The organism is Candidatus Desulfosporosinus nitrosoreducens (genome assembly GCF_030954495.1).
Classification (GTDB): domain Bacteria; phylum Bacillota; class Desulfitobacteriia; order Desulfitobacteriales; family Desulfitobacteriaceae; genus Desulfosporosinus; species Desulfosporosinus nitrosoreducens.
Genome location: NZ_JAVHUW010000049.1, coordinates 1 through 22872 on the forward strand (window position 1 = coordinate 1; position 22872 = coordinate 22872).

33 protein-coding genes and 1 rRNA gene are annotated in these 22872 nt (G+C 40.2%); 17 read left to right on the forward strand and 17 right to left on the reverse strand.

What is annotated here, in order from left to right:
- A 16S ribosomal RNA gene (locus tag REC12_RS11590) occupies positions 1 to 95 on the reverse strand; the annotation flags it as partial.
- Positions 96 to 533: 438 nt separating this feature from the next.
- Between REC12_RS11590 and REC12_RS11595 the strand changes: the two genes are divergently transcribed.
- Together REC12_RS11595 and REC12_RS11600 are read left to right on the forward strand one after the other, a co-directional pair.
- Positions 534 to 1715 carry an N-acetylmuramoyl-L-alanine amidase gene (locus REC12_RS11595; protein WP_308894574.1) on the forward strand — a complete coding sequence of 394 codons (1182 nt, stop codon included), beginning with the start codon at positions 534 to 536 and terminating at the stop codon, positions 1713 to 1715.
- A gap of 533 nt (positions 1716 to 2248) precedes the next feature.
- Positions 2249 to 2590, forward strand: a complete 342-nt coding sequence (locus tag REC12_RS11600; RefSeq protein WP_308894575.1) for a hypothetical protein — start codon at positions 2249 to 2251, stop codon at positions 2588 to 2590.
- On the opposite strand, the gene REC12_RS26635 is transcribed toward REC12_RS11600, so the two are convergent.
- The 4 genes from REC12_RS26635 to REC12_RS11610 form a co-directional block, all read right to left on the reverse strand.
- Positions 2576 to 2737, reverse strand: coding sequence for a DUF8814 domain-containing protein (locus tag REC12_RS26635; RefSeq protein ID WP_510167175.1), 162 nt, complete (start codon positions 2735 to 2737; stop codon positions 2576 to 2578). The two genes, REC12_RS11600 and REC12_RS26635, sit on opposite strands and share 15 nt — an antisense overlap.
- A gap of 35 nt (positions 2738 to 2772) precedes the next feature.
- A complete protein-coding gene (locus tag REC12_RS26640; protein ID WP_510167176.1) occupies positions 2773 to 2898 on the reverse strand; it encodes a DUF8814 domain-containing protein in 126 nt (41 codons plus the stop codon).
- On the reverse strand, positions 2886 to 3485 hold the full coding sequence (locus tag REC12_RS11605; RefSeq protein WP_308894577.1) for a hypothetical protein: 600 nt from the start codon (positions 3483 to 3485) through the stop codon (positions 2886 to 2888). The genes REC12_RS26640 and REC12_RS11605 overlap by 13 nt, the downstream gene beginning before the upstream one ends.
- Positions 3486 to 3866: 381 nt before the next feature.
- Positions 3867 to 5474 (reverse strand): peptide chain release factor 3, encoded by a 1608-nt coding sequence (locus REC12_RS11610; RefSeq protein WP_308894578.1) that lies wholly within the window; start codon positions 5472 to 5474, stop codon positions 3867 to 3869.
- A 482-nt stretch (positions 5475 to 5956) separates the two neighbouring features.
- Between REC12_RS11610 and REC12_RS11615 the strand changes: the two genes are divergently transcribed.
- Positions 5957 to 6415: a YbjN domain-containing protein gene (locus tag REC12_RS11615; protein WP_308894580.1), complete on the forward strand. Its 459-nt coding sequence runs from the start codon at positions 5957 to 5959 to the stop codon at positions 6413 to 6415.
- A gap of 29 nt (positions 6416 to 6444) precedes the next feature.
- Here the strand turns inward: REC12_RS11615 and trhA are convergent, their stop codons facing one another.
- On the reverse strand, positions 6445 to 7095 hold the full coding sequence (trhA, locus tag REC12_RS11620; RefSeq protein WP_308894582.1) for a PAQR family membrane homeostasis protein TrhA: 651 nt from the start codon (positions 7093 to 7095) through the stop codon (positions 6445 to 6447).
- 238 nt (positions 7096 to 7333) lie between these two features.
- Between trhA and REC12_RS11625 the strand changes: the two genes are divergently transcribed.
- Positions 7334 to 7540, forward strand: coding sequence for an alpha/beta-type small acid-soluble spore protein (locus REC12_RS11625; RefSeq protein WP_308894584.1), 207 nt, complete (start codon positions 7334 to 7336; stop codon positions 7538 to 7540).
- A 149-nt stretch (positions 7541 to 7689) separates the two neighbouring features.
- On the opposite strand, the gene REC12_RS11630 is transcribed toward REC12_RS11625, so the two are convergent.
- The 4 genes from REC12_RS11630 to REC12_RS11645 all read right to left on the reverse strand — a co-directional run bounded on the left by REC12_RS11630 (position 7690) and on the right by REC12_RS11645 (position 9272).
- Positions 7690 to 7887 (reverse strand): hypothetical protein, encoded by a 198-nt coding sequence (locus tag REC12_RS11630; RefSeq protein ID WP_308894587.1) that lies wholly within the window; start codon positions 7885 to 7887, stop codon positions 7690 to 7692.
- An 88-nt stretch (positions 7888 to 7975) separates the two neighbouring features.
- Positions 7976 to 8368 carry a MauE/DoxX family redox-associated membrane protein gene (locus REC12_RS11635; RefSeq protein WP_308894590.1) on the reverse strand — a complete coding sequence of 131 codons (393 nt, stop codon included), beginning with the start codon at positions 8366 to 8368 and terminating at the stop codon, positions 7976 to 7978.
- Entirely contained in the window at positions 8365 to 8778 is a 414-nt protein-coding gene (locus REC12_RS11640; protein ID WP_308894592.1) for a thioredoxin family protein, read from the reverse strand. Before REC12_RS11640 ends, REC12_RS11635 begins: the two co-directional genes overlap by 4 nt.
- A 71-nt stretch (positions 8779 to 8849) precedes the next feature.
- Positions 8850 to 9272, reverse strand: coding sequence for a GNAT family N-acetyltransferase (locus REC12_RS11645; RefSeq protein ID WP_308894594.1), 423 nt, complete (start codon positions 9270 to 9272; stop codon positions 8850 to 8852).
- A 212-nt stretch (positions 9273 to 9484) separates the two neighbouring features.
- Here REC12_RS11645 and REC12_RS11650 point away from each other — a divergent pair, with 212 nt between their 5' ends.
- Entirely contained in the window at positions 9485 to 10084 is a 600-nt protein-coding gene (locus tag REC12_RS11650) for an HDIG domain-containing metalloprotein (protein ID WP_308894596.1), read from the forward strand.
- A gap of 170 nt (positions 10085 to 10254) precedes the next feature.
- On the opposite strand, the gene REC12_RS11655 is transcribed toward REC12_RS11650, so the two are convergent.
- The 3 genes from REC12_RS11655 to REC12_RS26490 form a co-directional block, all read right to left on the reverse strand.
- Entirely contained in the window at positions 10255 to 11973 is a 1719-nt protein-coding gene (locus REC12_RS11655) for a methyl-accepting chemotaxis protein (protein WP_308894597.1), read from the reverse strand.
- Between the two features lie 380 nt (positions 11974 to 12353).
- Positions 12354 to 12581 carry a hypothetical protein gene (locus REC12_RS11660; protein WP_308894599.1) on the reverse strand — a complete coding sequence of 76 codons (228 nt, stop codon included), beginning with the start codon at positions 12579 to 12581 and terminating at the stop codon, positions 12354 to 12356.
- Between the two features lie 242 nt (positions 12582 to 12823).
- Positions 12824 to 13048 (reverse strand): helix-turn-helix domain-containing protein, encoded by a 225-nt coding sequence (locus REC12_RS26490; RefSeq protein ID WP_374214203.1) that lies wholly within the window; start codon positions 13046 to 13048, stop codon positions 12824 to 12826.
- Positions 13049 to 13193: 145 nt separating this feature from the next.
- Between REC12_RS26490 and REC12_RS11665 the strand changes: the two genes are divergently transcribed.
- The 8 genes from REC12_RS11665 to REC12_RS11700 all read left to right on the forward strand — a co-directional run bounded on the left by REC12_RS11665 (position 13194) and on the right by REC12_RS11700 (position 17916).
- Positions 13194 to 13397, forward strand: a complete 204-nt coding sequence (locus tag REC12_RS11665; protein ID WP_308894601.1) for a helix-turn-helix transcriptional regulator — start codon at positions 13194 to 13196, stop codon at positions 13395 to 13397.
- A gap of 155 nt (positions 13398 to 13552) precedes the next feature.
- Complete coding sequence (locus tag REC12_RS11670) at positions 13553 to 13816, forward strand: helix-turn-helix domain-containing protein (protein WP_308894603.1); 264 nt, start codon at positions 13553 to 13555, stop codon at positions 13814 to 13816.
- A 307-nt stretch (positions 13817 to 14123) separates the two neighbouring features.
- Positions 14124 to 15248, forward strand: a complete 1125-nt coding sequence (locus tag REC12_RS11675; protein ID WP_308894604.1) for an FtsK/SpoIIIE domain-containing protein — start codon at positions 14124 to 14126, stop codon at positions 15246 to 15248.
- On the forward strand, positions 15214 to 15885 hold the full coding sequence (locus REC12_RS11680) for a replication-relaxation family protein (protein WP_308894606.1): 672 nt from the start codon (positions 15214 to 15216) through the stop codon (positions 15883 to 15885). Before REC12_RS11675 ends, REC12_RS11680 begins: the two co-directional genes overlap by 35 nt.
- On the forward strand, positions 15851 to 16087 hold the full coding sequence (locus REC12_RS11685; RefSeq protein WP_308894608.1) for a hypothetical protein: 237 nt from the start codon (positions 15851 to 15853) through the stop codon (positions 16085 to 16087). Before REC12_RS11680 ends, REC12_RS11685 begins: the two co-directional genes overlap by 35 nt.
- Positions 16087 to 16380, forward strand: a complete 294-nt coding sequence (locus tag REC12_RS11690; protein ID WP_308894610.1) for a hypothetical protein — start codon at positions 16087 to 16089, stop codon at positions 16378 to 16380. The genes REC12_RS11685 and REC12_RS11690 overlap by 1 nt, the downstream gene beginning before the upstream one ends.
- 247 nt (positions 16381 to 16627) lie before the next feature.
- Positions 16628 to 17245, forward strand: coding sequence for a phospholipase D-like domain-containing protein (locus REC12_RS11695; protein WP_308894613.1), 618 nt, complete (start codon positions 16628 to 16630; stop codon positions 17243 to 17245).
- Between the two features lie 110 nt (positions 17246 to 17355).
- Positions 17356 to 17916, forward strand: coding sequence for a zinc ribbon domain-containing protein (locus tag REC12_RS11700; protein WP_308894614.1), 561 nt, complete (start codon positions 17356 to 17358; stop codon positions 17914 to 17916).
- Positions 17917 to 18118: 202 nt separating this feature from the next.
- On the opposite strand, the gene REC12_RS11705 is transcribed toward REC12_RS11700, so the two are convergent.
- A complete protein-coding gene (locus tag REC12_RS11705; RefSeq protein WP_308894616.1) occupies positions 18119 to 18367 on the reverse strand; it encodes a hypothetical protein in 249 nt (82 codons plus the stop codon).
- A gap of 31 nt (positions 18368 to 18398) precedes the next feature.
- On the reverse strand, positions 18399 to 18608 hold the full coding sequence (locus REC12_RS11710; RefSeq protein WP_308894617.1) for a helix-turn-helix domain-containing protein: 210 nt from the start codon (positions 18606 to 18608) through the stop codon (positions 18399 to 18401).
- 135 nt (positions 18609 to 18743) lie between these two features.
- Between REC12_RS11710 and REC12_RS11715 the strand changes: the two genes are divergently transcribed.
- The 4 genes from REC12_RS11715 to REC12_RS11730 all read left to right on the forward strand — a co-directional run bounded on the left by REC12_RS11715 (position 18744) and on the right by REC12_RS11730 (position 20233).
- On the forward strand, positions 18744 to 19016 hold the full coding sequence (locus REC12_RS11715) for a hypothetical protein (protein WP_308894619.1): 273 nt from the start codon (positions 18744 to 18746) through the stop codon (positions 19014 to 19016).
- Positions 19017 to 19074: 58 nt separating this feature from the next.
- Positions 19075 to 19293: a thioredoxin domain-containing protein gene (locus REC12_RS11720; protein WP_308894621.1), complete on the forward strand. Its 219-nt coding sequence runs from the start codon at positions 19075 to 19077 to the stop codon at positions 19291 to 19293.
- Positions 19294 to 19356: 63 nt separating this feature from the next.
- A complete protein-coding gene (locus REC12_RS11725) occupies positions 19357 to 19635 on the forward strand; it encodes a hypothetical protein (protein WP_308894624.1) in 279 nt (92 codons plus the stop codon).
- A 190-nt stretch (positions 19636 to 19825) separates the two neighbouring features.
- Positions 19826 to 20233, forward strand: coding sequence for a hypothetical protein (locus REC12_RS11730; protein ID WP_308894625.1), 408 nt, complete (start codon positions 19826 to 19828; stop codon positions 20231 to 20233).
- Positions 20234 to 20911: 678 nt separating this feature from the next.
- Here REC12_RS11730 and REC12_RS11735 read toward each other — a convergent pair.
- Together REC12_RS11735 and REC12_RS11740 are read right to left on the reverse strand one after the other, a co-directional pair.
- Complete coding sequence (locus REC12_RS11735) at positions 20912 to 21706, reverse strand: DUF4760 domain-containing protein (protein ID WP_308894627.1); 795 nt, start codon at positions 21704 to 21706, stop codon at positions 20912 to 20914.
- A gap of 143 nt (positions 21707 to 21849) precedes the next feature.
- Positions 21850 to 22500: a hypothetical protein gene (locus tag REC12_RS11740; RefSeq protein ID WP_308894628.1), complete on the reverse strand. Its 651-nt coding sequence runs from the start codon at positions 22498 to 22500 to the stop codon at positions 21850 to 21852.
- Positions 22501 to 22872: the final 372 nt, after the last annotated feature.

Consider the following 22872-nt stretch of genomic DNA (forward strand, 5'->3'; position numbering starts at 1 on the left):
TCTCTAAGTAAACTTAGAGGTTGTTTCCGTTCGACTTGCATGTGTTAGGCACGCCGCCAGCGTTCGTCCTGAGCCAGGATCAAACTCTCCAAAAAAGTTATCTCACTTCTTCAGTAGAAGTTGATGTCTTGCTCATGATTCCATGATTTCTTTTCGGAACTCTTGCGAGTCCCTCTCATTGGCTGTCCTTGTTGTTTAGTTTTCAAAGACCATGGACGGTCTGGGTGTCACCGGAGCCCGAAGACACTGTCTTCGCACGTACCAACCTTCTTGCAGGATGGCGGGAGGTGACCAAAGACCATGGATTAACCTGTTTTAGAGGTTATCGCCGTTTTTGCGGCGCTCAGTTATAATACCATTATTGGTTATGTACTGTCAACTATTATTTCTCAAGATCTTATCTTTTATGCAACCTTTGCCTCCCCAATTATTAACAGCTAAATAAAACACATTCTTTTTATAAACTATGTTTACGAGACAACTTCCTATAATATACATAAATTATGACTCTAACAAGAGGAGCGTGCGTCCGTATGTTTCAACGTCCTATCATATTATTTATTCGTAAACCGTGGTTTACTGGCTTGATAATCTTAATTGTTTTAGTGGTGTTGGGCACCGGGTCACTAAAATTAAAAGCTGTCTTCTCTTCAAATCTTAAAAATAAAGTTATTGTCATTGATCCAGGTCACGGTGGAGCTGACCCTGGTGCCCAAAGTGCAGGGTTAAACGAAAAAGATATCAATCTGGATATTTCCCTTCGCTTGCGCAAGGTGCTGGAATCCAAGGGCTGTACAGTGATTCTCACCCGAGAGGTAGATAAGGACTTTTACATTCCTGGTTTCGTTAAAGGACGTTTAGCCAAGCGAGCGGAATTAAATCATAGGATTGAATTGGCCTCCACAAATAACGCAGACTTATTTATCAGTATCCATGCCAACAGTTTCCCGCAACGAAGTACCTATGGCATGGAAACTTATTACCATCAAAATTCTCCGACCGGAAAAATCTTAGCCGAACAAATCCAAAGGAGTCTCACCCGTCTCCAATCTGATAATAAACGCCAAGCAAAAGCAGGAGACTATTATCTTATCAACCAATCAAAAATGCCCGCCGTTATCATAGAAGTCGGATTTATTTCTAATCCACGTGAACGAAAATTATTGTTATCCAACGACTATCGTGACTCTATCGCGCAAGCAATTGCCGATGGTATCACAAATTACTTTGATATCCCCAAAGAGATTCGTGAAGGGATTCAAACCGCAACAAGCCAAGAGGGGCCATCACCCGCCGGTGAAAATGAGTATAGAGTTTATTTCGCAAATTCTAACTTAGACGGTTTAATTTCCGAGGGCAGACTCATCGCTCCTGCAAAATGGAACAAACTGAACCTTACCCAAAAAGCAAATCTTGTCTTAAACGATCTAATCAAAGGTCCAACCTCTCCTGATCACATACGCACCCTTTCTCCGAATACTAAAATACTCTCCTTCACTCTGCAAAACAATATTATCACTCTCAATTTCAGTAAGGATATTCGTGAGGACTTTTTCGGTGGAGCTCTGGAAGAAGACCTTACTATTAAATCCATTGTCTGGTCAATGCTGCAATTACCAGGTATTAACGGGGTTTGCATTTTAATTGATGGTGAATATGGTGATTCAATCGGGGGGCATATTCTCCTCGACCATGTTTTAAATACTCATTCCTGATTTCGACCTCGCTTAATCCTTTACCGCTTTTTTTAAGCAAGAGACTTTTGGCGTTGTGAAAATAATCGGGGCAGGAAATTTCAAAAAATCCCTACGAGTTTACTGTTGTATAACTAGATCGGATTTAAAAAATAAACATTACAACAGATATTGTTTTTTGATAAATCTGTAGTATAATAATAATTAGAATTTATAACTGTATAAGAGGAGGTCAATTCATGCAATTGATTAATACCAATGTTACTACGCCCACTAATAAGTCCACTTTGTATCCTCCGACATGTTCACAATGTCCTGATCGCGGGAATTGTGGTCAATGCATCGCCTTTTAGATATTTGTGCTCTTTGGTATTTGTTGTTTCTTTATTTTCAAATACTCTCAAACTCCACTTTATCCCCTCCTTAATCTGCGCCGGCTGACACCGGCGTATTTTTTTGCTTTCGCTAACTTTAATATGTATTTTGTTTACGATTTTAAGTTTGAGCTTGTTTTTTATATAATATTACTAAGGGAAGTTTAGGGAGGTCGGGGGATGATCGGAAACTTTAAAGTGATTACCCTATGTGGCAGCACGAAATTCAAGGATGATTTTTTAAGAATTCAAAAGGAACTGACGTTGCAAGGAAATATAATAATATCTATTGGTAGTTTTGAGCATTACGATAAGGAAATTTTCACCGCTGAGACAATTGAGATGCTTGGTGAAATGCACAAGAGAAAAATTGATATGGCAGATGAGATTTATGTAATTAACAAAAATGGCTATATTGGCAACAGTACACGTAACGAAATTGAATATGCCACGCTTACCGGGAAAAAGGTTAATTACATGTGTGCTAGTTCGAAAAAAACTCAGATATCAGGGCGCACATAAAGAAACCTTAGCTGGCGCAGGCGACTGCTTAGCACTTACGCAACTTCCATACCCTGAGTATCCCCAGGTATCTCTAGTGCTTGAAGTATTCCAAAAATCATCCTTTTCGTTAAATGGACCAACATCCCAAACAGGGACACTATTCAAGTTGTAATAGCCATCATAAAAGATTAGTTATGTCATTAGGACATAACTAATCTTTTATGACTTGGTAAAGCCACAAAGATGTCTGTTACCGTGATTATGTGCCCGTTTGCTGTTATATAACCAACAAGTCCTTCTCTTGTTACATAATTTAGATACTGTATATTGTGCTGAAATTGCCTTGCTTGTTCTCAGTACTAGGCTTAGTTATTGTCCCCTTAAAAGATTTTTCAATAGGTTTTACCACCTTATTACTTTCTTTGTAAAATTTCAAGGATATTTTATTTACTTTCATCTCTCCAGATCCCGATATCATCGTCACCCGGTATCGAATAAAGTTAAAAGAACCATTGAAATTCACACGATTATTATCATCTGCTTCTAAAAATTCAGTCCATTTATTTTGGTCGTTACTTGCACTTGCTTCCAGCATTAGAATATCATTACTACTAATAACCTTATCAACACTAAATGATACTCCTTTAAATGGTATACTTGTTTTAATTATATCGGAAGTAATTATTCCATATTTTTTTGCCCCTTCATAGATTCCGGGAACTTCTGTAGATTGTCCAAGTTCAAAAGAATTATCGGCTAAAATATTAATATTTGCACTTGTTTTATTTGTAATTGGCGGAATATTTTCTGTAAAAGATTCAGTATCCGCTTGCAATGTTCGCACATGTGGAATTGTTATAATACTCAATAACATAATTGTTAGAGATATTATTACTACTAGTTTTTTCTTCACTTTAATTCACCATCCTTGTTCTTTTTGACTTTGATTTTCCTTACTTGATGTGAATGTTAACTTACGATAAAAATTATTCACACCCTCCTTAGACCAGATCCACTACCTTTATCCGCTACTATTTAATAATATTCTGATTAACATCTTACATTATTCACATATATTAGTATGCAGATATGACATTATATGTATTTATATTCATTATAATTTCATAAAACAACAATAAGAACATTTATATCCCATAATTGCAGAATCAGGCCCTTTCCTGATTATTAGCGATCCTTAGCAAACCCTAAGCAGAATAAATTAAACGCCTTGAAATTTTCAAGGCGTTTAGCAAAACGAGACAGGTCTTTAACTGGGGTATTTTCAAAGAGAAAATTATAGCTGGGCATCCGTTAACTCTTTAGGCTGCTGGTAAAATTCTATCTCATAACGATCACTTAGCCATTTTGCCTTCCAGTCATCTAAGAGCAAGACAGCGTAGTTCTCATCTTTATCCAGAACAACTGTACTCATGCTCGACTCAGTCAGAAGTTTAATTGTTTTTTCATTCTTGTCAACCCAGCGTACAATTTCATAGGGAAGGTGCTGGATATCCACTTTGACTCCGTACTCTTCCCGCAGCCGATATTCCAAAACTTCGAATTGCAGTTGTCCAACAACACCCACAATCGGAGCTTCCACGCCGACGTGTAGATCACGAAAAACATGGATCGCCCCCTCTTCCTGCAATTCTTGGATTCCTTTAATAAATTGCTTGCGTTTCAAAGCATTGGCGATGTTAATACGCGCAAAATTTTCCGGACTGAAAAACGGCATCGCTTCAAACTGAAGCCCATCTTTTTCCGTTAAGACATCCCCTATCCGTAAAAGTCCGCTGTCATGGACTCCAATAATATCTCCGGCGAAAGCCTCGTCGAGAATCGTTCGTTCCTGAGCAAATAGTTGTTGAGGCTGAGCAAGCCTGAGACGGCGATGAGAACGAGTGTGAATCACATTCATCCCCCGTTCATAACGCCCGGAACAAATCCGCACAAAGGCAATGCGGTCTCGATGCTGAGCATTCATATTCGCCTGAATTTTAAAGATATAACCTGAAAAGCTATCCGTCTCCGGCGCCAATATCCCCATATTTGTCGTACGTGGCTGAGGGGCTGGAGCAAACTCCAAAAAGCTGCGCAAAAAATTAGGAACACCAAAATTATTAAGCGCACTTCCGAAAAAAACAGGGGTAACTTCCCCACGATTTACTCGTTCCTGGGAAAAAACATTGCCCGCCAGATCTAAAAGATCAATTTCTTCGTGAAGCTGCCGAAGGAGCGCATCCCCGATTCCTTCTCGAACGTCCGGTTCGCTGAGATTACCAGAAACAGGAGGTTTTCCGCTCGTCTTGCTGCTCCCGGAGGTAAACCTTTCCACCATACCGGTCTTGCGATCATAAATTCCTTTAAAATCCTGCCCCATCCCGATCGGCCAATTCATAGCATAGGATTCAATTCCTAAAACTTTCTCGACTTCGTCCATTAAATCAAGTGGATCTTTAGCATCGCGGTCAAATTTATTAATAAACGTAAAAATCGGAATCCCTCTTTGCCGACAAACATGAAATAATTTTTTAGTCTGTGTCTCAATTCCTTTAGCAGCGTCAATTAGCATAACGGCACTGTCCGCGGCAGTTAATGTGCGGTAAGTGTCCTCACTAAAATCCTGGTGTCCGGGCGTATCTAAAATATTAATAACATAGCCCTGATATTTGAATTGAAGAGCACTTGAGGTGATGGAAATCCCCCGCTGCCGCTCAAGTTCCATCCAGTCAGACGTCGCATAACGTTCCGCTTTCCGCGCTTTTACCGAGCCGGCCTCATGAATTGCGCCTCCAAAAAGAAGGAGCTTTTCCGTTAGTGTAGTCTTACCGGCATCAGGGTGGGATATAATGGCGAAGGTTTTACGAGCACTAATTTCCGAAATTAAATCCGCTTGATTCAATGTCTTTAACTCCTTAATCTGTCAAATAATTATGTATGGCACTTTGAGACTTATCTTGAGTTTTCTTTTTCCTGTTAAGATTCGGTAAGATTCATTTCAAAATATTATTATAACATGTTCTAACATTAATCCTCAAATATTTTTAAATAATACTTTTTAAGCTTTCTTGGCTAGGGCTTTAGATTCTTCTTTTCTCCCTCGACCAAAGATCAAATAACAGATTAAATTATGTCTTAAGCCTTTATAGTCCAGTGCTGTCACCTTTTGAGCATAAGCCTAACATTAAAACGAAGCATTCGGAGCTATTAATTCCCCACGCTTCGTTTCAGGAAAGGCAATTTTTCATGCTCTAATATTTTTTCCATTATTATATACTTTTTCCAGATAAGTATTTTTTTCGTTGAGGTTTTATTAGGGCAGGAATTGAGTATCTTCACGTGGAATTTATTAATTAGCAACTGCAGAAAAAGGAGGGGCTAATCATGTCTTTGTTTCAGGTGCTCTATGAAATTCTAAGTCAAAACGGCTGGGATTTTGACTTTGACACGAAGAATGAAATCATCAAACTTGAGATTCGGGGGGTTAACGCTAATTTCCATGCTTTTCTTTTAGTTGATGAAGAGCAGGAATCCTTACTTTGCAATACACATATTAATGAGAAAATTCCTTATACCAAACGTCTTGCCGTATGTGATTTCATGAGCCGTGTGAATTATGAGCTTGCTAATGGCAATTTTGAGATGGATATGGACAACGGAGAAATCCGCTTCCGCACTTTTCTGGATCTCGCCGATGCAGAGCCCTCCAAAGATCAGATACTAAACATAGTCTGGAACGGTGTTCTCGGCTTTGACACTTACTACCCTGGCTTAATGAAGCTCGTTCATGAAGATTATAGCGCTGAAGAAGCTGCGGCCTATTGCAGTGAGGATAATACTTAAAAAGGAGTGGCAGATTTGCCACTCCTTCATTATGCAGCCATAGGCATGATGTAAATTAGCATCATAGCAAAATGAACTACACTCCCCAAGGCGATAAAGAGATGAAATATCTCATGGAATCCAAACCGTTTGGGAAAAAAATCAAAGATTTTGGTCGCATAAATCACAGCGCCTATGGTATAAGCTACGCCACCCACAGCCATAAGAACAATTGCTCCTTTGGGAAGATGATGAATAAGCTGCAAAAAGGGCACTAGGGCAATCCAGCCCAAAGAAACATAGAAAGCCGTTGATACATATCTGGGGGCATGGATAAGCCATAACTTCAAAGTCATTCCGATTAAGGCCAAAACCCAAACAGATATGAGCATTGCCCAACGCCAAGCCCCTTCAAGGCCAAAATAAAAAACCGGAGTATATGAGCCAGCAATAAGAAAATAAATAGCTATATGATCAATCTTTTTTAAAAGCAGCTCCTTCTGTGGAGTCGTGCGAACCCAATGGTAAACAGAACTCGCTCCATAAAGTACAATCACACTCAAGCCATAGATCGTCATAGTAATTAACTTGGAAATATTGTCTTTACAATTAATGACTAAAAATACGAGACCAACTATAGCAGCCATAAAGGGAACAAAATGGGTCCATGTATTAACAGGCTCTTTCATTTTTAAGCTCATTGGAAAGGCCTCCTCAACATTATATATGTTATCTGGCTATTATTGTAATCCTTACCCAAATCAAAATCAACCATCTTAAATTCTATGTATTCCACAAGGGCATTTAAACCTTAATATACTTTACAAAAAAGGTAAGCTGTTTATATAGTAGCAATAATTACCTGAGTAATAACTGCTCTCTAAGACATAATAAGAATGTTCCAGTACACAAACACATTTTTAAAGGAGGGTTCCTATCATGGCAGGAGAAAGAAATACGAACACACCAGCAGCTCAAGGTGCTTCACAACAATTGGATCAGTTCAAGTATGAAGTTGCGAATGAAATGGGACTCCAACTCGGTGGCGACCGCACTAGCCGTGAAAACGGTTCCGTCGGCGGCCAAATGACCAAACGTATGATTCAATTTGCTGAAGAACATCTTAAAGGCGGAGCAAGGATCTAACGTTTAATCAATTAAACATGGATCTAAGCAAGAAGGATATCGCAAGATATCCTTCTTATTATTTTTTACTAGGTCTCTAAACGCTTTCAAAAATTACAGCTTCAACTTGTACCATATCTAAATAATTATCAAAAAAGGAGCCTTAGCTCCTATTTAATCGTACCGTCTGTTTCTTCTAAATGTTTTTTCTTTGAGGCCAATTGAGCTTTAACATCTTTAATTTGGTGAGCTGAAAGTTCTTCAGCGTTTTCTTCTAAAAATTCCTCATTTTTGTGAATGTTTTGCAGGGTTAATTCCACTTTTTTTAGATCTTCAAATTTATCTTTATTGCCATCTTTTCTGGGCATGCTCTTTCACCTCGAAACTAGTTTATCCAAAACAGAAGGATTCATGCCCAATGAATTTTTCCAAGCCGGAGGTCCAAATTGAGGATATCTATTTCCATTCCCTCCAACAAACGACGGCAGCTAAAATCAGAATGAAACAATCTCTAAGTACGTAATACACGCTAATTTTTTCCGGACCGCCAAAGCCAAAGCACCCACAGCCATAAGGCAAAATATGACTATAGTTTAAAATTATTTGAACAAGAAAAACCAAGGATAGCAAAGCTAAAAAGCCGCTGGAGTATTTCGATTTCCAATTCAAAATTAAAGATAAGCCAGCCAATATTTCCAGCCAAGGAAATATCAGGGCTGTTAATAAGGCTACTAATTCCGGCAAAAAGGGGTAATAGGCCAAAATAGTGGCTTTAAAAAGATACAAATTAAAAAGTTTAGATCCTCCGGCAAATATGTAAACTGCCGCAAGCAATAACTTAAAGATCAATTCGTACCACCTGTTTCTTGAAAAAAGTTTTTATACTCCTCAACCGTTTCAAATCCCCCTGTAATGCCTTTAATTAATTTGTGATTATTATAGACGAAAATCGTAGGAGTCCCCTGGATCTGAAATTCTTTACGTAAATAATCGTATTTTTGGATGTCGACCTTGACAATATTTTTGATCATAAGTTCTTGCACTGCTTGTATCAGCTTAGGTTCCGACTTAATGCATTGTTCGCAGATCGGCGAATAAAAATAGACATAAAAATTTTCACCCCGATCTATTTTTTGTTGTAATTGATCCGGGGTAAGATTGGGCATCTGATTTGAGTGAAACATCTGTGATTGCCACAAATAAATACCGCCGGATAACAATATTCCCACAATGAATATTCCTATAAAGATTCGTTTCATCTCACCATTCCCTTCTTAAATTGAAATTCTCTTTGGTGTGCCTTGCTAAAGGGCCTGCCCTAACTTTCCGGTCATTCTGTAAAACCTTTACTCTGCATTTCTTTAGACTTAAAAAATAAGGCCATGCCTGTTTTCATTCTCCTGAAGTTTAGCTTTTCATAAAATTTCTCTTTACCCGGTGCTGCGTACAATATGAAATTACATTGCGGAAGTGACGTCTTGATACTGTCCACGATTAACCTTCCTATCCCTCTGCTTTGATACTCCGGCAATATAGCTAAGTCATAGATAGCAGCTTGATAGGCGCCATCTGAAAGGGCCCGGCCAAAGCCGACCAGTTTATCTCTTTCAAAAACAAATACCACTGTCCAGCTATTTTCGAAAGCTTTTTTGTGAATTTCCGCGGGGAAACTTGCCATGCCAACGAGGTTTAAAATTTGGGACACAGAATCCCAATTTATATTTGCACAATCAAACTGAACCGTTAAATTCATCCTTTGCCTCCCCTTAACATATTAAATGATATTTCAAGGCGGATCGCCAAACTCCTTTTAAGTCGATAATAAATACATTAATTTAAAAGCAGTTTTCTAAAAAAGACTGCTCATGACCGAATAATCCTCATTTTCAATAACATCACCGATGATTAGTGCCCCCTCTAGAGTTGACATAGAAAGGATAAACGTTTAGTATTTTTTTAAAAATAATGAAAGAGGCTTTTAGAGTGGAACAAACGATACCAACAAGAGACCAAGCCTATGATCTTCTGACTAAGTACAATAAGACCGACAGCCTGATCATGCACGCACTGGCCGTTGAAGCTGTTATGCTTCATTTTGCCGAAATCCTTGGAGAAGCAGATAAAGAAAAATGGGGTATTATTGGCTTATTGCACGATGTCGATTATGAAATGTATCCGGAACAACATTGCACAAAAGCGCGGGAAATATTGACCGAGCACAACCTACCCGAGGACTACATTCACGCTGTGCAAAGTCATGGTTGGGGATTATGTTGTAATGTCGAACCTATACAGAGAATGGAGAAACTATTATTCACTATCGATGAATTGACAGGTTTAATTGCCGCAACTGCTCTCTTGAGACCAAGCAAGAGTATTCTCGATCTTGAAGTCAAATCCGTTAAAAAGAAATGGAAACAGAAAAGCTTCGCGGCAGGAGTAAACCGTGAAGTCATCGAGCAAGGCGCCAAAATGTTGGAAATGGAACTTGACTATATCATCGGAGAAACCATTAAAGGGATGCAAAGCGTGGCAGAACGCATTGGATTGAAGGGTCAGCTTTAATAGATCATTGACATATCTGACAACAATCGTTTACACCCTCTAAACAGGGGGGACAAGCCCGTTGTTTTTTCCAAGCAATGGACCTGTCCCCCCTGTTTATCTTAACTAAAAGCGCTAAAATCCCCAAACAAAGTTATTGGATTTAAACCTTGCAGTATGCTCAAATAAAACTATACACGAAATTTATTAACCACAAGTTGCAAATCCTGAGCCATCTCCGCTAAGCTTTGACTGGCAGCGGCAATTTGTTCGCCGGAAGCAGACTGTTCTTCTGTAGCCGCCGAAACGGACTGGGTCTGCCCCATGTTATCCTTGCTGATACTTTCTATCTGATTAATGGAGGTTAAAACCAGTTGACTGCTGCCAGCCATCTCCTTGACCGTTGCGGATACGTTCTGAATCTGCACGACCACTTGATTAATAGCACCGGCAATCTGGGCAAATGTTTCTCCAGCTTTGCTTACAATCTCGATGCCCTCTTTTACACCCGCTGTTCCCATCTTCATAGTATCCACAGCGTTGTGAATGTTCGTCTGATTTTCGTTAATTAATGACGCAATTTCCTGAGCAGCGTCCTGAGACTGCTCAGCCAGCTTACGCACCTCCTCGGCTACAACGGCGAACCCTCGCCCTTGGTCTCCGGCACGGGCTGCTTCAATCGCAGCGTTTAGAGCCAGCAAATTAGTTTGAGCAGCTATACCGGAAATAACATTAGTAATTTCTCCAATTTTATTTGATCCCCGTTCCAATTGGTCAACCGCTACTTGAACCTCCGCAGTTACATGTCCGACTTTCTCCATCTGACTAACAGCCTTTCTGATTACCCCTTGTCCCTCATTTGCAACTAATGAGGTATTGTTGGCTTGCTCCGCCGCCTGATAACTATTTGCCGCCATTTCATGTATAGCTGTAGTCATTTGCTCAACGGCTGAGGACGTTTCATTAATAGAATTGGATTGTTTTTCTGTCTCAGTTGCCACATGCTGAACAGCTAAAGCGACCTGACTCGTCGCCTGGGCTTGTTGTTCGACGCTTGCGGTCAGTTCTTCCGAAGATGATGCCAGCTGCTCAGCAGAGTTCGTTACTTGAGTAATCAGAGCCTTTATATTAGCCGACATGATATTCAAATTATCGGCCAAAATGCCAATTTCATCTTTCGAATCGACGAATAAAGCCTCAATAGTTAGGTTGCCCTTAGCAATCTCTGTAATATTGGCAACAACTCCTTTTATAGGGACTGTGATCATTCTGGTAATCACTAGACCCACAAAAATAGCTGCTATAATCACAATGATGGGCAATACCAAAAGAGTCGTTTTGACAAAAATAATGGTTCTATTTTCAGAGACCACTTTGTTATTGGCTTCTTCAATATTAAAAGTCCCAATTTCCCGCAATAACGTTTGAAAGTCATCCTGTTTAGAAAATCCGTTTTTTAGATAATACTCCTGAGCTTCAGCCTTGTTGCCGGCTTGGGAATAGTTTATTGCTTTTTTGGTAATCTCTTTAATAGACTGAAAGTCATTTTTTAGTTTGGACAATCGTTCGGCTTCATAAGCGGTAGTGGCCAAAGGCTCAAAATCCTTAATGAATTTATCTATTGAACTTTCGCGCGTCTCTATTTGATCAAGCTGCGCTTTTTTAGTCGCATCGTCAAGCGTGTAAGAGGTAAGTGCCAATGCTGCAGATTTTAAAGCATTACTGTCAGAGCGGGCTTGATTTACAGTTTGGACCGATATTAGATTGTCGGAATAAAACTGGTTAACAAAATTACCTGCTTGACTAAAAAAAACATAACCGATAATACTTATTACAGCTAAAAAGACAGACATTAGGCCAATTAATACGCCCAATTTCATGACGATTCTTTTATTTTTTAATAATTTCACAGACATTCCTCCTAATCTGATATATACATTAATTAAAGTCTTGATTTCGACATATTATATGAAACCCCTCTAATGTATATATTTATAATTACGATTATGAAGAAACGTTCATGTGATTTAAAAAGCAGATTATACATGTCTGTCACTCAACTGTACAAAAAAAGATTCATGCTCTTTTATCATGAATCTTTTTCCTATCTCAACGATAATATTCGTCGGCAATAAAATTCCTACTTATCTCCTTCTTCAGGAACAATACAGATATCAGACGCCATTTGTCGTATCTTATAGCATGTTTTATTGTGTTCATACAATAATAAGTATTGGCCTAAAATCAGGGTTTTCCGCAATCCTAACTGTCTTATGTTCGTTTATAAGATCTATTTAGATATGGACTTTGTTGGCAAATCGTTGGCGATAGATAGAAGCTTTTGAATAGCCAATTCAATGCGATCAAAAGCTTCATAAAGACCGTCACATTCCCTAATTACCTTCTCTTTTGATTCTATGTTTTCGATTCGCCTGGTTCTTTCCCTCAAAATAATTAAGGTATTATCAAGATCGATATTGAGTAAATTCAACTCGTCAAAAACTTCCATTTCCGTCAAATTAATCTCCTCCAATTCACTTGCCGAAGAAGGTTAATACAGGATATAATTAGATAACAAATATTCCCTTCTCCGGAGTGTTTGTTGTTCCTAGGGAACCCGAGCCTCTGCCACGAGATATACGGGTTCCCTTGTTGTTTAAAGAATAACTAATACAATACAGATTAGCAACCACAAATATTACGCCTCCCCTCCTTCCACAATTTTCGACCAAGTTTTAAAAACCTTATTTGTTTCTTCTTTCATGATTTCCTTAATAATAATTCTATCTCCACGTCTAGGCATTTCGAGATTCGAACAATTGTTTTGACATGTGGCCTTCTTTTCTCGCGCTCAATCATTGACAAATAATCTTCGCTTATCCCCACCCTCTTTGCCAATTCTTTTTGAGTAAGACCTCTTTTTTTTCGCCGCTTTGCAATATTGCGCCCCAATCCCAAGATGTCAATCCTAACTGCCTGTGGCACATATTTAGAATATACCCTATATGTGGTCAAAATCTTAAATAAAAGGTCGCAAGAAATCCGTACATCTGCGACAAATTATATGTTTACAAATATATAGCTTCTTTTCTATACTTAATTAAGAAAAAACAACATTGAGAGAATCAAAATGCCTAAAGCCAAAAACGCGTTGCGCTATATCCGAGTTCACGAGCTGGATATAACTCAGCAAGAAATGGCTGATATTCTCGGGGTCACACAGCAACAACTCTCGAAATATGAAAATAATATTGTTCAGCCGTCTATTGCCTTGGCCCTGGAATTCGCCAAAAAATTAAATAGGCCGGTAGAGAAAATATTCCGGCTCCTGTAAAAAAACCTTAATTGATATTTAGGGTTTTTGTTATTTTTATTTACATATCTTTTGAATATTTTACATGCTTTCTGCATATAGATTAAGTGGTAATTTATTCCTTATTCAAGTAATCATCCTGAAGGATTTTTATTCCATGTTATGGAATATTCCTAATGGGTGATGATATGGATAGAAGTTCTAGGGGAAAACAGCCAGTTCAAAATAATTTAAGGTATTACAGAGTAAAACTCGGAGTAACGCAACAGGAAATGGAATGGCGAACAGGATTAAGCAAAAACAACTGGCATCATTATGAAAATGGACGTGAACCCGGGATAAAACTAGTCCAAGTATTTGCTAAAGTGTTTAATCAAATCGCTGAAGAAAAGGATATAGCTATAAAAAAGCTTTCGTCGGATGATCTTTACCCACCATAAAATAGGCTCCCATAAATTGGAGCCTATTTTTTTATGTCTACTTAGCATATTAAGTCTTTTTCGACTGTATTAATTACTAAGCATTTAGTATTTACTAAAATCTTAGTAAAGGAGCTGATTCGATGGGCTCACTCAAGGTAACCAGTGTCTCATTAACCGAAGATCAGATAAATTTTACTAAAACAAAGGGCAACACATCCAGATATATCCGCAGCCTCATTGACCGAGAAATAGGTCATGAATCCGGAGTGGATCGATGCCAGGCGCTAGTTAGGGCTTATCGGAATGTTTTAGAAAGGGGGAAACCATGACTAAGCAAAACGTTATTGAGGAAGTCCGTGACCAGCTCAAGCATATTTGGCTGCACCGACGCGGCAACGATGCCCATGCGGCCGTCCAGGATGTCATTGACGCGATCTGGCCAAAGCCTCCTCGCCCGCAAATCATCAAAAAGACCAGGCTCTCCGGAGAAGCATACAAATTTATTCTCACGCTTGAACCCGGCCTCGGGTACCGAGAATTCAAGACCAAAGAGCAACTTTTTGCCGATGCCATGGGCGGCACAGTGCAGATCGAAAAACGCGGCAAAGCTATCTTTATGCAGGCATCCACGACCGAACTCCAGAACCAGTACCCCTATTTTTTCGAACCGGCCGCGCACCCCGGCTACCTCCCTGTGCACTTTGGCTATTCGGCTATCGGCGAAATCATCCGGGATCTATCAGAGATGCCAAACCTAATTATTGCCGGCCACCCGGGAGCCGGGAAGTCAAATTTTATTCATGGCTTGATCATGGGCTTACTGCTCAACCGAAAAACTGACATCCGAATTGCCGTCTTTGATTTTAAGCGCCTTGAATATTCTTACCTCCGGGACCACGTCTTGCTCATTACCCGAGAGCATGAGGCCCTGGCCGCTCTCAGTGCGATTAACAAACATCTCGATGAGCGCCTAGTCGAGTTGGAATCTAAGGGCTGTCAAAAAATCCAGGATTATCTTGAGCAAGGCTGCCAAATACCCTTCCTAGTCATGATCGTTGACGAACTGGCGGAAATGCACGACGAGGCTTGCCAGACCGCTCTTAACCGAATTCTGCGCCTCGGCCGCGCGGCCGGCATCGCTGTTGTCTGTGCAACGCAACGCCCAAGCTCAACTATGATGCGGGCCTTTGGGGACAGTAAGGCGATGTTTTCCGGGACCATGTGCTTTCATGTCCGGGATGGGGTCAACTCCCGGATGCTTCTAGATAACGATAACGCAGCTCTGATCCCGACAATTCCAGGCCGGGGAATCTTCCAGTGGGATGTTGAGATAGAGACTCAAGGCATGTTCCTTCCTATCAAGCGTGCCCGAGAGTTCCTGAAGAGCATCAATAAAATTGAGGTGATGAACTTTGTTGAGCAACCACAAAAAGGGCTTCCTCCGAGATAAGGCTTTAGTTCGCCTCCTGGAAACCCAGACCGCATTAGACACTGAGCAGATCCGCCTTCTCCTCTTCCGCGAAAACTCCCTTCGGATTGTTCAGCGCCGGTTAAAAATCCTCACTGAGCGCAAGTTGATCAAGCGCGGCCGGCTGTCGATTGACTCACCGTTTTACTACTATTTAGATAAACGTCCCGGTCAACTGGATCATACCCTTGGTGTTTCATGGATTTATACATGGGTATATTCGGCACTCTCTCCTAGCATGTCATTGCACTGCTTCGAACGAGAGATTGACCTCGGGATGATCCGGCCGGATGCGTTTATAGGAGTAAAAAGTTGGCCAGGTAAGTTTTCGTTTTTCTTCGCGGAACTCGATGTCGACGAGAGTGGAAACAATTTTGCCGAGAAAGTACGTCGATACAACTCTTATTACGACTCAGGGGCCTATCGGGACCAGTGGTGGGTACCGCTGGCTAAGAGATTTCCCATTATTAGAGTTGTGACTACGGGAAATGTAGCCACTCTCACGAAAAAGATTTCTAAAGCCAATAATAACAACCTCGAATTCCAGGTATTTAGCCTACATCAGGTAAAGGAGGAATGCCAAAATGGGAGCAGCTGCAGCGGCGGCCTTCGGGCCTAGTTCCCCCGGTTTTGTGATAGTAGTGCTAGTTATGCTGGGTGTAGGATCTTGGCTTGCCGAGATGATCACAACCTCAATAGGTAAGGGCCAGATTTCGGCCATGATCAGGACGGGTTCTCTTATTGCTGCTATCATTTCCGTGGTTATGGTTGCCTGGAAGCTACTTAACCTGTTCTTTAACTTTACGCAGGGTAAATTGTGATGGCCGCTTGGATTGCGGATACAATGCTCTTGGCAATCATCGGATTCGTCGGATATGTATTATGCGTGGCCGTCGATCGCAAGACTATAGGGCAATTAATAATCCTTGTGACAGTGCTTCTCTTCGCTAATAAAACCATCGTTGATCTTAAGCCTGTATACGAGCGCTTAAAAGCTTTCCAAGATGATTTAGGGACCGTTCAGGGAATAAAGGATAATATCGGTAATTCACCTATACTTAACTGGGCGCCAGGCACGGGTATCCTCACGGATAAGCAGAAATGGGCAAAATAGCCCCCCCTCTGCCCCTCATCCCCTCGAACTCCCCTTTCTCCCCAATTCCCCTCTTTTTCTTTGAGGAATATCCTGTATTTATGCGGTTTTTAGCTTGTACATTGGTCGTTTTAGCGACCCAATGAACGACCAAGTAAGCGATCAAGTTAACGATCAATGGCCAGAACAAACGAATAAGAATGTCTCCGAGAAGGTGTATGATCATTAATGGCGAAATCTAATTTCAGAACGATTGAGGAGGAACATTATGAAAAAAATTATCATTCCCCTATTATTTATTTCATTAGCACTTGCAGGTTGCTCAGCATCTACCCCAATTGCCAACGCAAGCCCTAATCAAGCCACGTCCACAATTGCCGCTACATCTCCTACTACTGAGCAAACCGCTTCCACCACATCTAATGACAAAATCGAATACTATTTTACCAGAGCGCATCAACACCCAGAGCAGGCCCTGGAATCCCAAATAAGTAGTGCTAAATCAACCCTAGATATAGCAATTTATAGCTTGACGAAAAAGGATATTGTAGATTCTATCATAGCCGCCAAGAAGCGTGGAGTGGACGTACGGATCATCACTGATCACATAGAGTCAAAGACAAAATCCGAAGCAAGCGAGCTGCCATTACTTAAAAGCGCTGGCATCCCTCTAAAAGAAGATACCCATTCCGGATTGATGCATATGAAAGTTTCCATCATTGACAAATCTGTGGTGACTACCGGCTCATATAATTACACTCAAAACGCTTCAACGGATAATGATGAAGTACTAGTCATAATCCATGACGCTAAGATTGCTTCAGATTGGACCAATGAATTTGAACAGATGTGGGAAGATACCAAGGATTATGCAGAGATTAAATAAGGTCGAAAAACCATTAAGAATGTCGGAAAGCAGGAAATATTCATAAAACGTTGAAGATCTGCTATATATATTTTCTTAGAAAAATTTAGAGAAGGAGAGGAACTAAAAAAATGATGGTGAATTGTAAAGCTTGTGGGAAGGAAATCGCAAAAGGTGTTAAGAAATGCCCCCACTGTGGGAAAGATCAGAGAAATTTCTTCGGGAGACATAAAATTTTAACCGGGATCGTTGCCTTGATTGTTATTATCATAATCGTTTCGGTATCTAGTGGCGGCGGGAAGTCTAAGGCTACTTCGGCACCAGCAACAACGCCAAGTGCCACTCAATCGAGTCCCCCGGCATCTTCCTCTACTCCAGCGTCAACGCCAGCCCCAGCACCCGAAAAGAAGTGGACACAAATCGGGTCATGGTCCGGAAGCGGAATTAAAAACACAGAGGACTTCACAATTTCTGATGGAGCTCAGTACCGCTTAAACTGGGAAGCCCAAGATAATGGCGGAGTATTTCAAATTTATGTAGAGGATAGCAAGGGTGCTCCAGTAGATGTGGCTGCTAATGTGCAGAATGCAGCTAAAGACGTTTCATATGTACATGCATCTGCAGGGACCTATCATTTAAGCATTAACTCCGCAAATACAAAATGGAGTGTAACCCTGGAAGAACAAAAATAATCATAGAAAACATAAAAAAGGAGAGCGATTAGGCTCTCCTTTCTAAATTCCTGGCAACGCAAAAAAGCAGAAACCCGACGCCAATCCTCACCGGGTTTCTGCTTTTTCCAAACGGGATATCAAAATCGATACAACAACTAATCACCTTTACGATCCCCATTACACTATATGTCATGTCCCGAGAAAGTGTGACAAGCGCCGGTTAATCGTCGGCGTCTTTTTGTGCTTGTTGATTACACTGATTTTTTCGCAATCTAAGCCACTGCATACAATCTCCTATATGTGTAAATTGTTTTACCAGTGCATTGCCGTCGCTATTATCAATAGCAATATATATGCCATCTGCAGCCGATCCTGTGTTCAAGACTCCAGCTGCGCGATATAACCCAATTGGTAGCTTTGTGTTAATAATGTTAGTGGCTTCCTGAGGTGTTACTTTCATTATCTCCACCTAAACTCCTCCCTTGCTGAAAGACACCGGATTATTCGGCGTTTTTTTTATGCTCCAGCAACTCCCCCACACTAATATTCAGGTAAGTGCAGAGCCTGTCAATTAGATCTTGAGGATAGTGCTTCATATCATTATTATACATTCGACGTACTGTTTCGAATCTATATCCTAAATCCCCGGAAACTTTACGGATGGATAATTCCCTTGAGTCTAGAATTTCTTTTAAATTGGACTTGATCATTATTGCCACCTCAAATCCATTATAAATATACTCTAAAAAAGTGTCAATATCCTGTTGACTCTATTTTAGAGTCATGATATTATTTAGTTAATTAATCGACACTATTTAGGAGTCATTCAAAGGGGGCAATGAAAAATGTTCGAACAGACACTTGAAAAAATGACTGGTTCTATCATTATTGATCAATCTTATAAAACCATCCTTGATCACAATGGCTTTTCTTTTGATTTTAAGATCGGTTATAACAACTTTTCTTATCCTATAGCCGTCGCCCTTATTGACAGAATGTATGAAGCGGTTTCGAGCGTGCCTAAATATCAGAAAAAAAGATTTGTTTCAGTCATCTATCAAATTATTTTTGCATTCGGGCCTGAATTTGAAGCCCTTCATTATAAAAAGATTATTTAATCACACAAAGCCGAAGCCGGGCGGCTAATCCCGGCGCTAAGGAAGGAGGGAATAAACCATGCTAAAAACAGCCTATGACGATTTTAAGCACTCGGCCTGCTTTGATTGCGCGTATTGCAAGGAAGGAAAATTGCCCGAAAGTGAAGCCGGGATGCTTGATATTCGAAAGTTTGGAGTTGTGAAAATATGGTGTTATGCCGCAAATAATGCAATAGCTATAATGACAGCAATGGAAAAAGAGGATTGCCCTTACCGCGCCATGGCCAAAAACGAATAACCCCGCCTGACGATGGCCTACCGGGAGTCCGTAATACCCGGCATAAGAAAGGAGCTGCCTAATATGCAAAGAACAGTGACCTTCGAGGAATTACCCAAGGATTTGCGGGACCGCATTACTGGTTTAAATGAGGTAAATATTTCTTGTGGAGATCAAGGAATTAAGGTTCTCAAATGTAACTTAGATGAAGACTTGGGTGACTCTCGTTGCTTTATTAAGTTTTGTGATGGTGTTGTCGCTATTTATGAGATGAAGAGCGTATGCGAGAAGATTAATAGAATATTCCTAAATTCTAGTGATTTGAAATTTTTGCTGGATGCTATGAAGGAGGAAGAAGAATGATTATTTGCCCTAAATGTGGAAGCCTTGAAGTGTGTAATGCAGGTGATGAAGAATTCGGATGGTATTGTGATGAATGTGGCCATTTATGGAATGAAGAATAGCAATCCAGAGGGTTCGGGAACCCGCTTTGATCCTTATCAATTACATATAATACTTATTCTATGCTATATTTATAGGGGGGGGTGGGAAAGTGGGATATTATGACATATGCAACCTGTATCCCTTTTTTGAAAAATTAATGATCTTTCATTATTCTGGCCTAGACGCGAAAGAGAAAACATTCGAACTCGCAAATCTATTTGAAGAAAGTGCTATTGACTTTTGCGTTTATGGTACCACGATTCCGGACAATAACGACTGCACTTTTGTTGTTCGGAAGTCCAATCGAAAATGGAAAGAGATTCGCTCAATGGCCGAAAATATTAAGTCCTTGGCTCATTTGGCTGATGGGTATTACTATTTTAAGGATGTTCGTTTTGCGATTGCCCCCGTTGCTCGCAATTTGATCAATATAAGAAAAATAGGCCCATTCAACTATGAGATATTGGGAAATATCAGGGAATACCTCGTTCCGCCGAATGGTCCCAATGAATTATAAAATCAATTTATAAACGCAAAAAAGCCCCCTCAGCAGAGGGGGAATAGGGGAGAAGGATTGAGAAAATAAATAAGGTTTATGTAAAACGCTGTGGGGTGAAGACCACTAGAATTAGCATAAACCTTATTTATGAGCCAATCATGTACTTTTTGTGAAGAATATATTAAACCTAAAAATGGAAATAGCCGCAGTTTACCAAATACATGCTAATGGTTTTGTATAAGATTTAAAACATACGCATCAAAAAGAACCCCCACCGTTCGATGGGAGTCCAAGCAGGACGATTGATTTGACCATGTCATTTTGCCCGGAGCTCGGGTTATTATGCAGACTTGATCTTGGTATGTCTAAAGCTTTTACCAAGCTGGTGAATGTGTGACATCTTAACTGGACTGGGGTTTACCGATTAGCTCGAACTAGGCAAGGACGGAGGTGTGTGAGGGGCGAGAGGATTTTCATGGTTTGGACTCCTTAGTTATTAATAATAAAAAAGTATAGTCTGGCACTTTTAATAATAATAATATGTATTATAATAAGAATTATAGAGAGCTCAAAGTAATTAGGAGGAATTCAATATGTGGAGTTCAGACTTAGATATTTGGTATAAGCGAAAGGGAGAAAGTTTTATGGAGCAAATCCTGAAAGATAACGAAAATAAACAAGATGAGAATGAGCAGTCTAAATAGGGCTGCTCACTTTTTTGCCATTATGCCCTATGCTATTTACAGCTTTATGCTGTTCCTCAACAGCTTGCGAATATTCTTCTTCCAATTTACGATCTCTCGTTTTCCACTTTTGATATAATTCAATGATATTATTATAAAGTTTATCCTTAGGATGCGTATTTTCTAAAGCAATAGGAAAATATAGGTGCCTCATATGTGCTAAAAATGTCTGATGTATTGCTCTATAAACAGTCTCCTCATCAGCTACAGACGTGGTAAAATTCATACAGAAATATTCAATCTTATTCAGAAGTATTTTATATGGCATTTCGATGATTCCAATTTTCTCGCCGTCTTTCTCTATGTATATTGTTTCATTAAGGGTTTCATTCATACATCTCTTAATATGTTCAATCTTTTTAAATACTTCCATAGGTTGACATTTATATTTAGCTTGAATTATTTGAAATAATTCACCTTGGTTAAAATCGTAAAACAAGTTATAGTCTAATTCCGTAACTTCCCTGAAATAATCACTGCCCTTAATTAGCGAAGTATTTTTGCTTAATTGGGGAAGTATTTCCTCAATATAATATTTTGTTAACTCAATTGAAGTCTTTGCTGAGTCTTTTTCAACTTGATATATAAGCTGTTTTTTGGCTAAGCCCAACTCTTCACTTACTAATTTTATTTGATCCTTAGTATGCTTTATGCTCTTTAAACCAATTATTGCTATAACAACTAAAACCGGAGGTGATAAGTAATATAAAAATTCTAATACGTTCCAAGAATGATTTACGAAATGCACCAAAATTCCACCTCTCTCTTACATATTATTATTTTATCACGATTTTTCTTGGTAATATATACCCAGATGCAAAATGCAAAAAGCCCCTCTCACCATTTCTGGCAAGAGGGGCTTTCGTCATAGCGTCCGGCAACGCTGTTTACTTATTGTGCGGTTTGGGTCTGGGGCTGATCCGTCTGAGCTGCCTGGGTAGTTTGGGCTGCTTGCGGGGCTAGTGCTCCCTGCACAGCGCTTACAGCCTGGGTAATGGCCTGATTAACTGCATTGTTGGCGGCTTGCTGAGCGATCGGCGATACGGCCTGAGTCACCGCGTTGGTTACGGCATCCTGGATAGCTTGGGCTGGCGCTACGGGCGTAGTATCCGCAACCTGTGGCTTAGGATTAATGCTCTTAAGCACAAAAACTCCTGTTTCAATTGCATCTTTTACGGCCGTTTCCAATTCAGGCGTTGGGGTATATCCTTCAAGTTTTAAGAGATTCATCGCCGAGTCAAAGGCTTTCTGCTTCCGTTGGTCCTCAGTAAGTTGGTTGCTGTCACATAATTGTTGGGCCGCATGAACCCCGGCCTGGGCAGTCTTCAGTATCTTATCCACAATGGATTCCACTGGTCCCGGCAGTAACTCGCCGATCACTCCATTAGCTGTCTCAACCCCACTAATAACTGTGTTCGCAGTATTAAGCATCGCTTGAGGGTTCTTGCCTTTTTGTGTTAGGTAATTGATTCCCAGGCTGGCAATCCCTCCAATGACTAAAGAGCCTAACGCAATCAATAGCATAATAACATTTGTATCCACAATAAAACCTCCTCAAATTTAATTTTTGGCAATAGAAAAGCAGGCCATTGCTGACCTGCTTAGTTAATCCCCGTCTGCCGGAGCGAGGAAAGATTACTTTTTCATTTGATTTATTCCGGAAAATATTCCACTTTTTGTGTCAAAAATATTCCTATGGCCCAGGTTACTAAAATATTTGCAGTAACACGGGCCAAACTGGCAAGCGCTTGCGAATTTACCCCAAATACTTCGCCACTGCTGCGGCCGTATCATATTTGCTATTTCCTGAAAGCAACACTTCATTGGAATGGCCTACACTGCCTCCACCTACGATATATAAAGTTTTGGCGCTCATAGCATCCTTGGGTACAGAATGATCGTCCGGCCGGATGA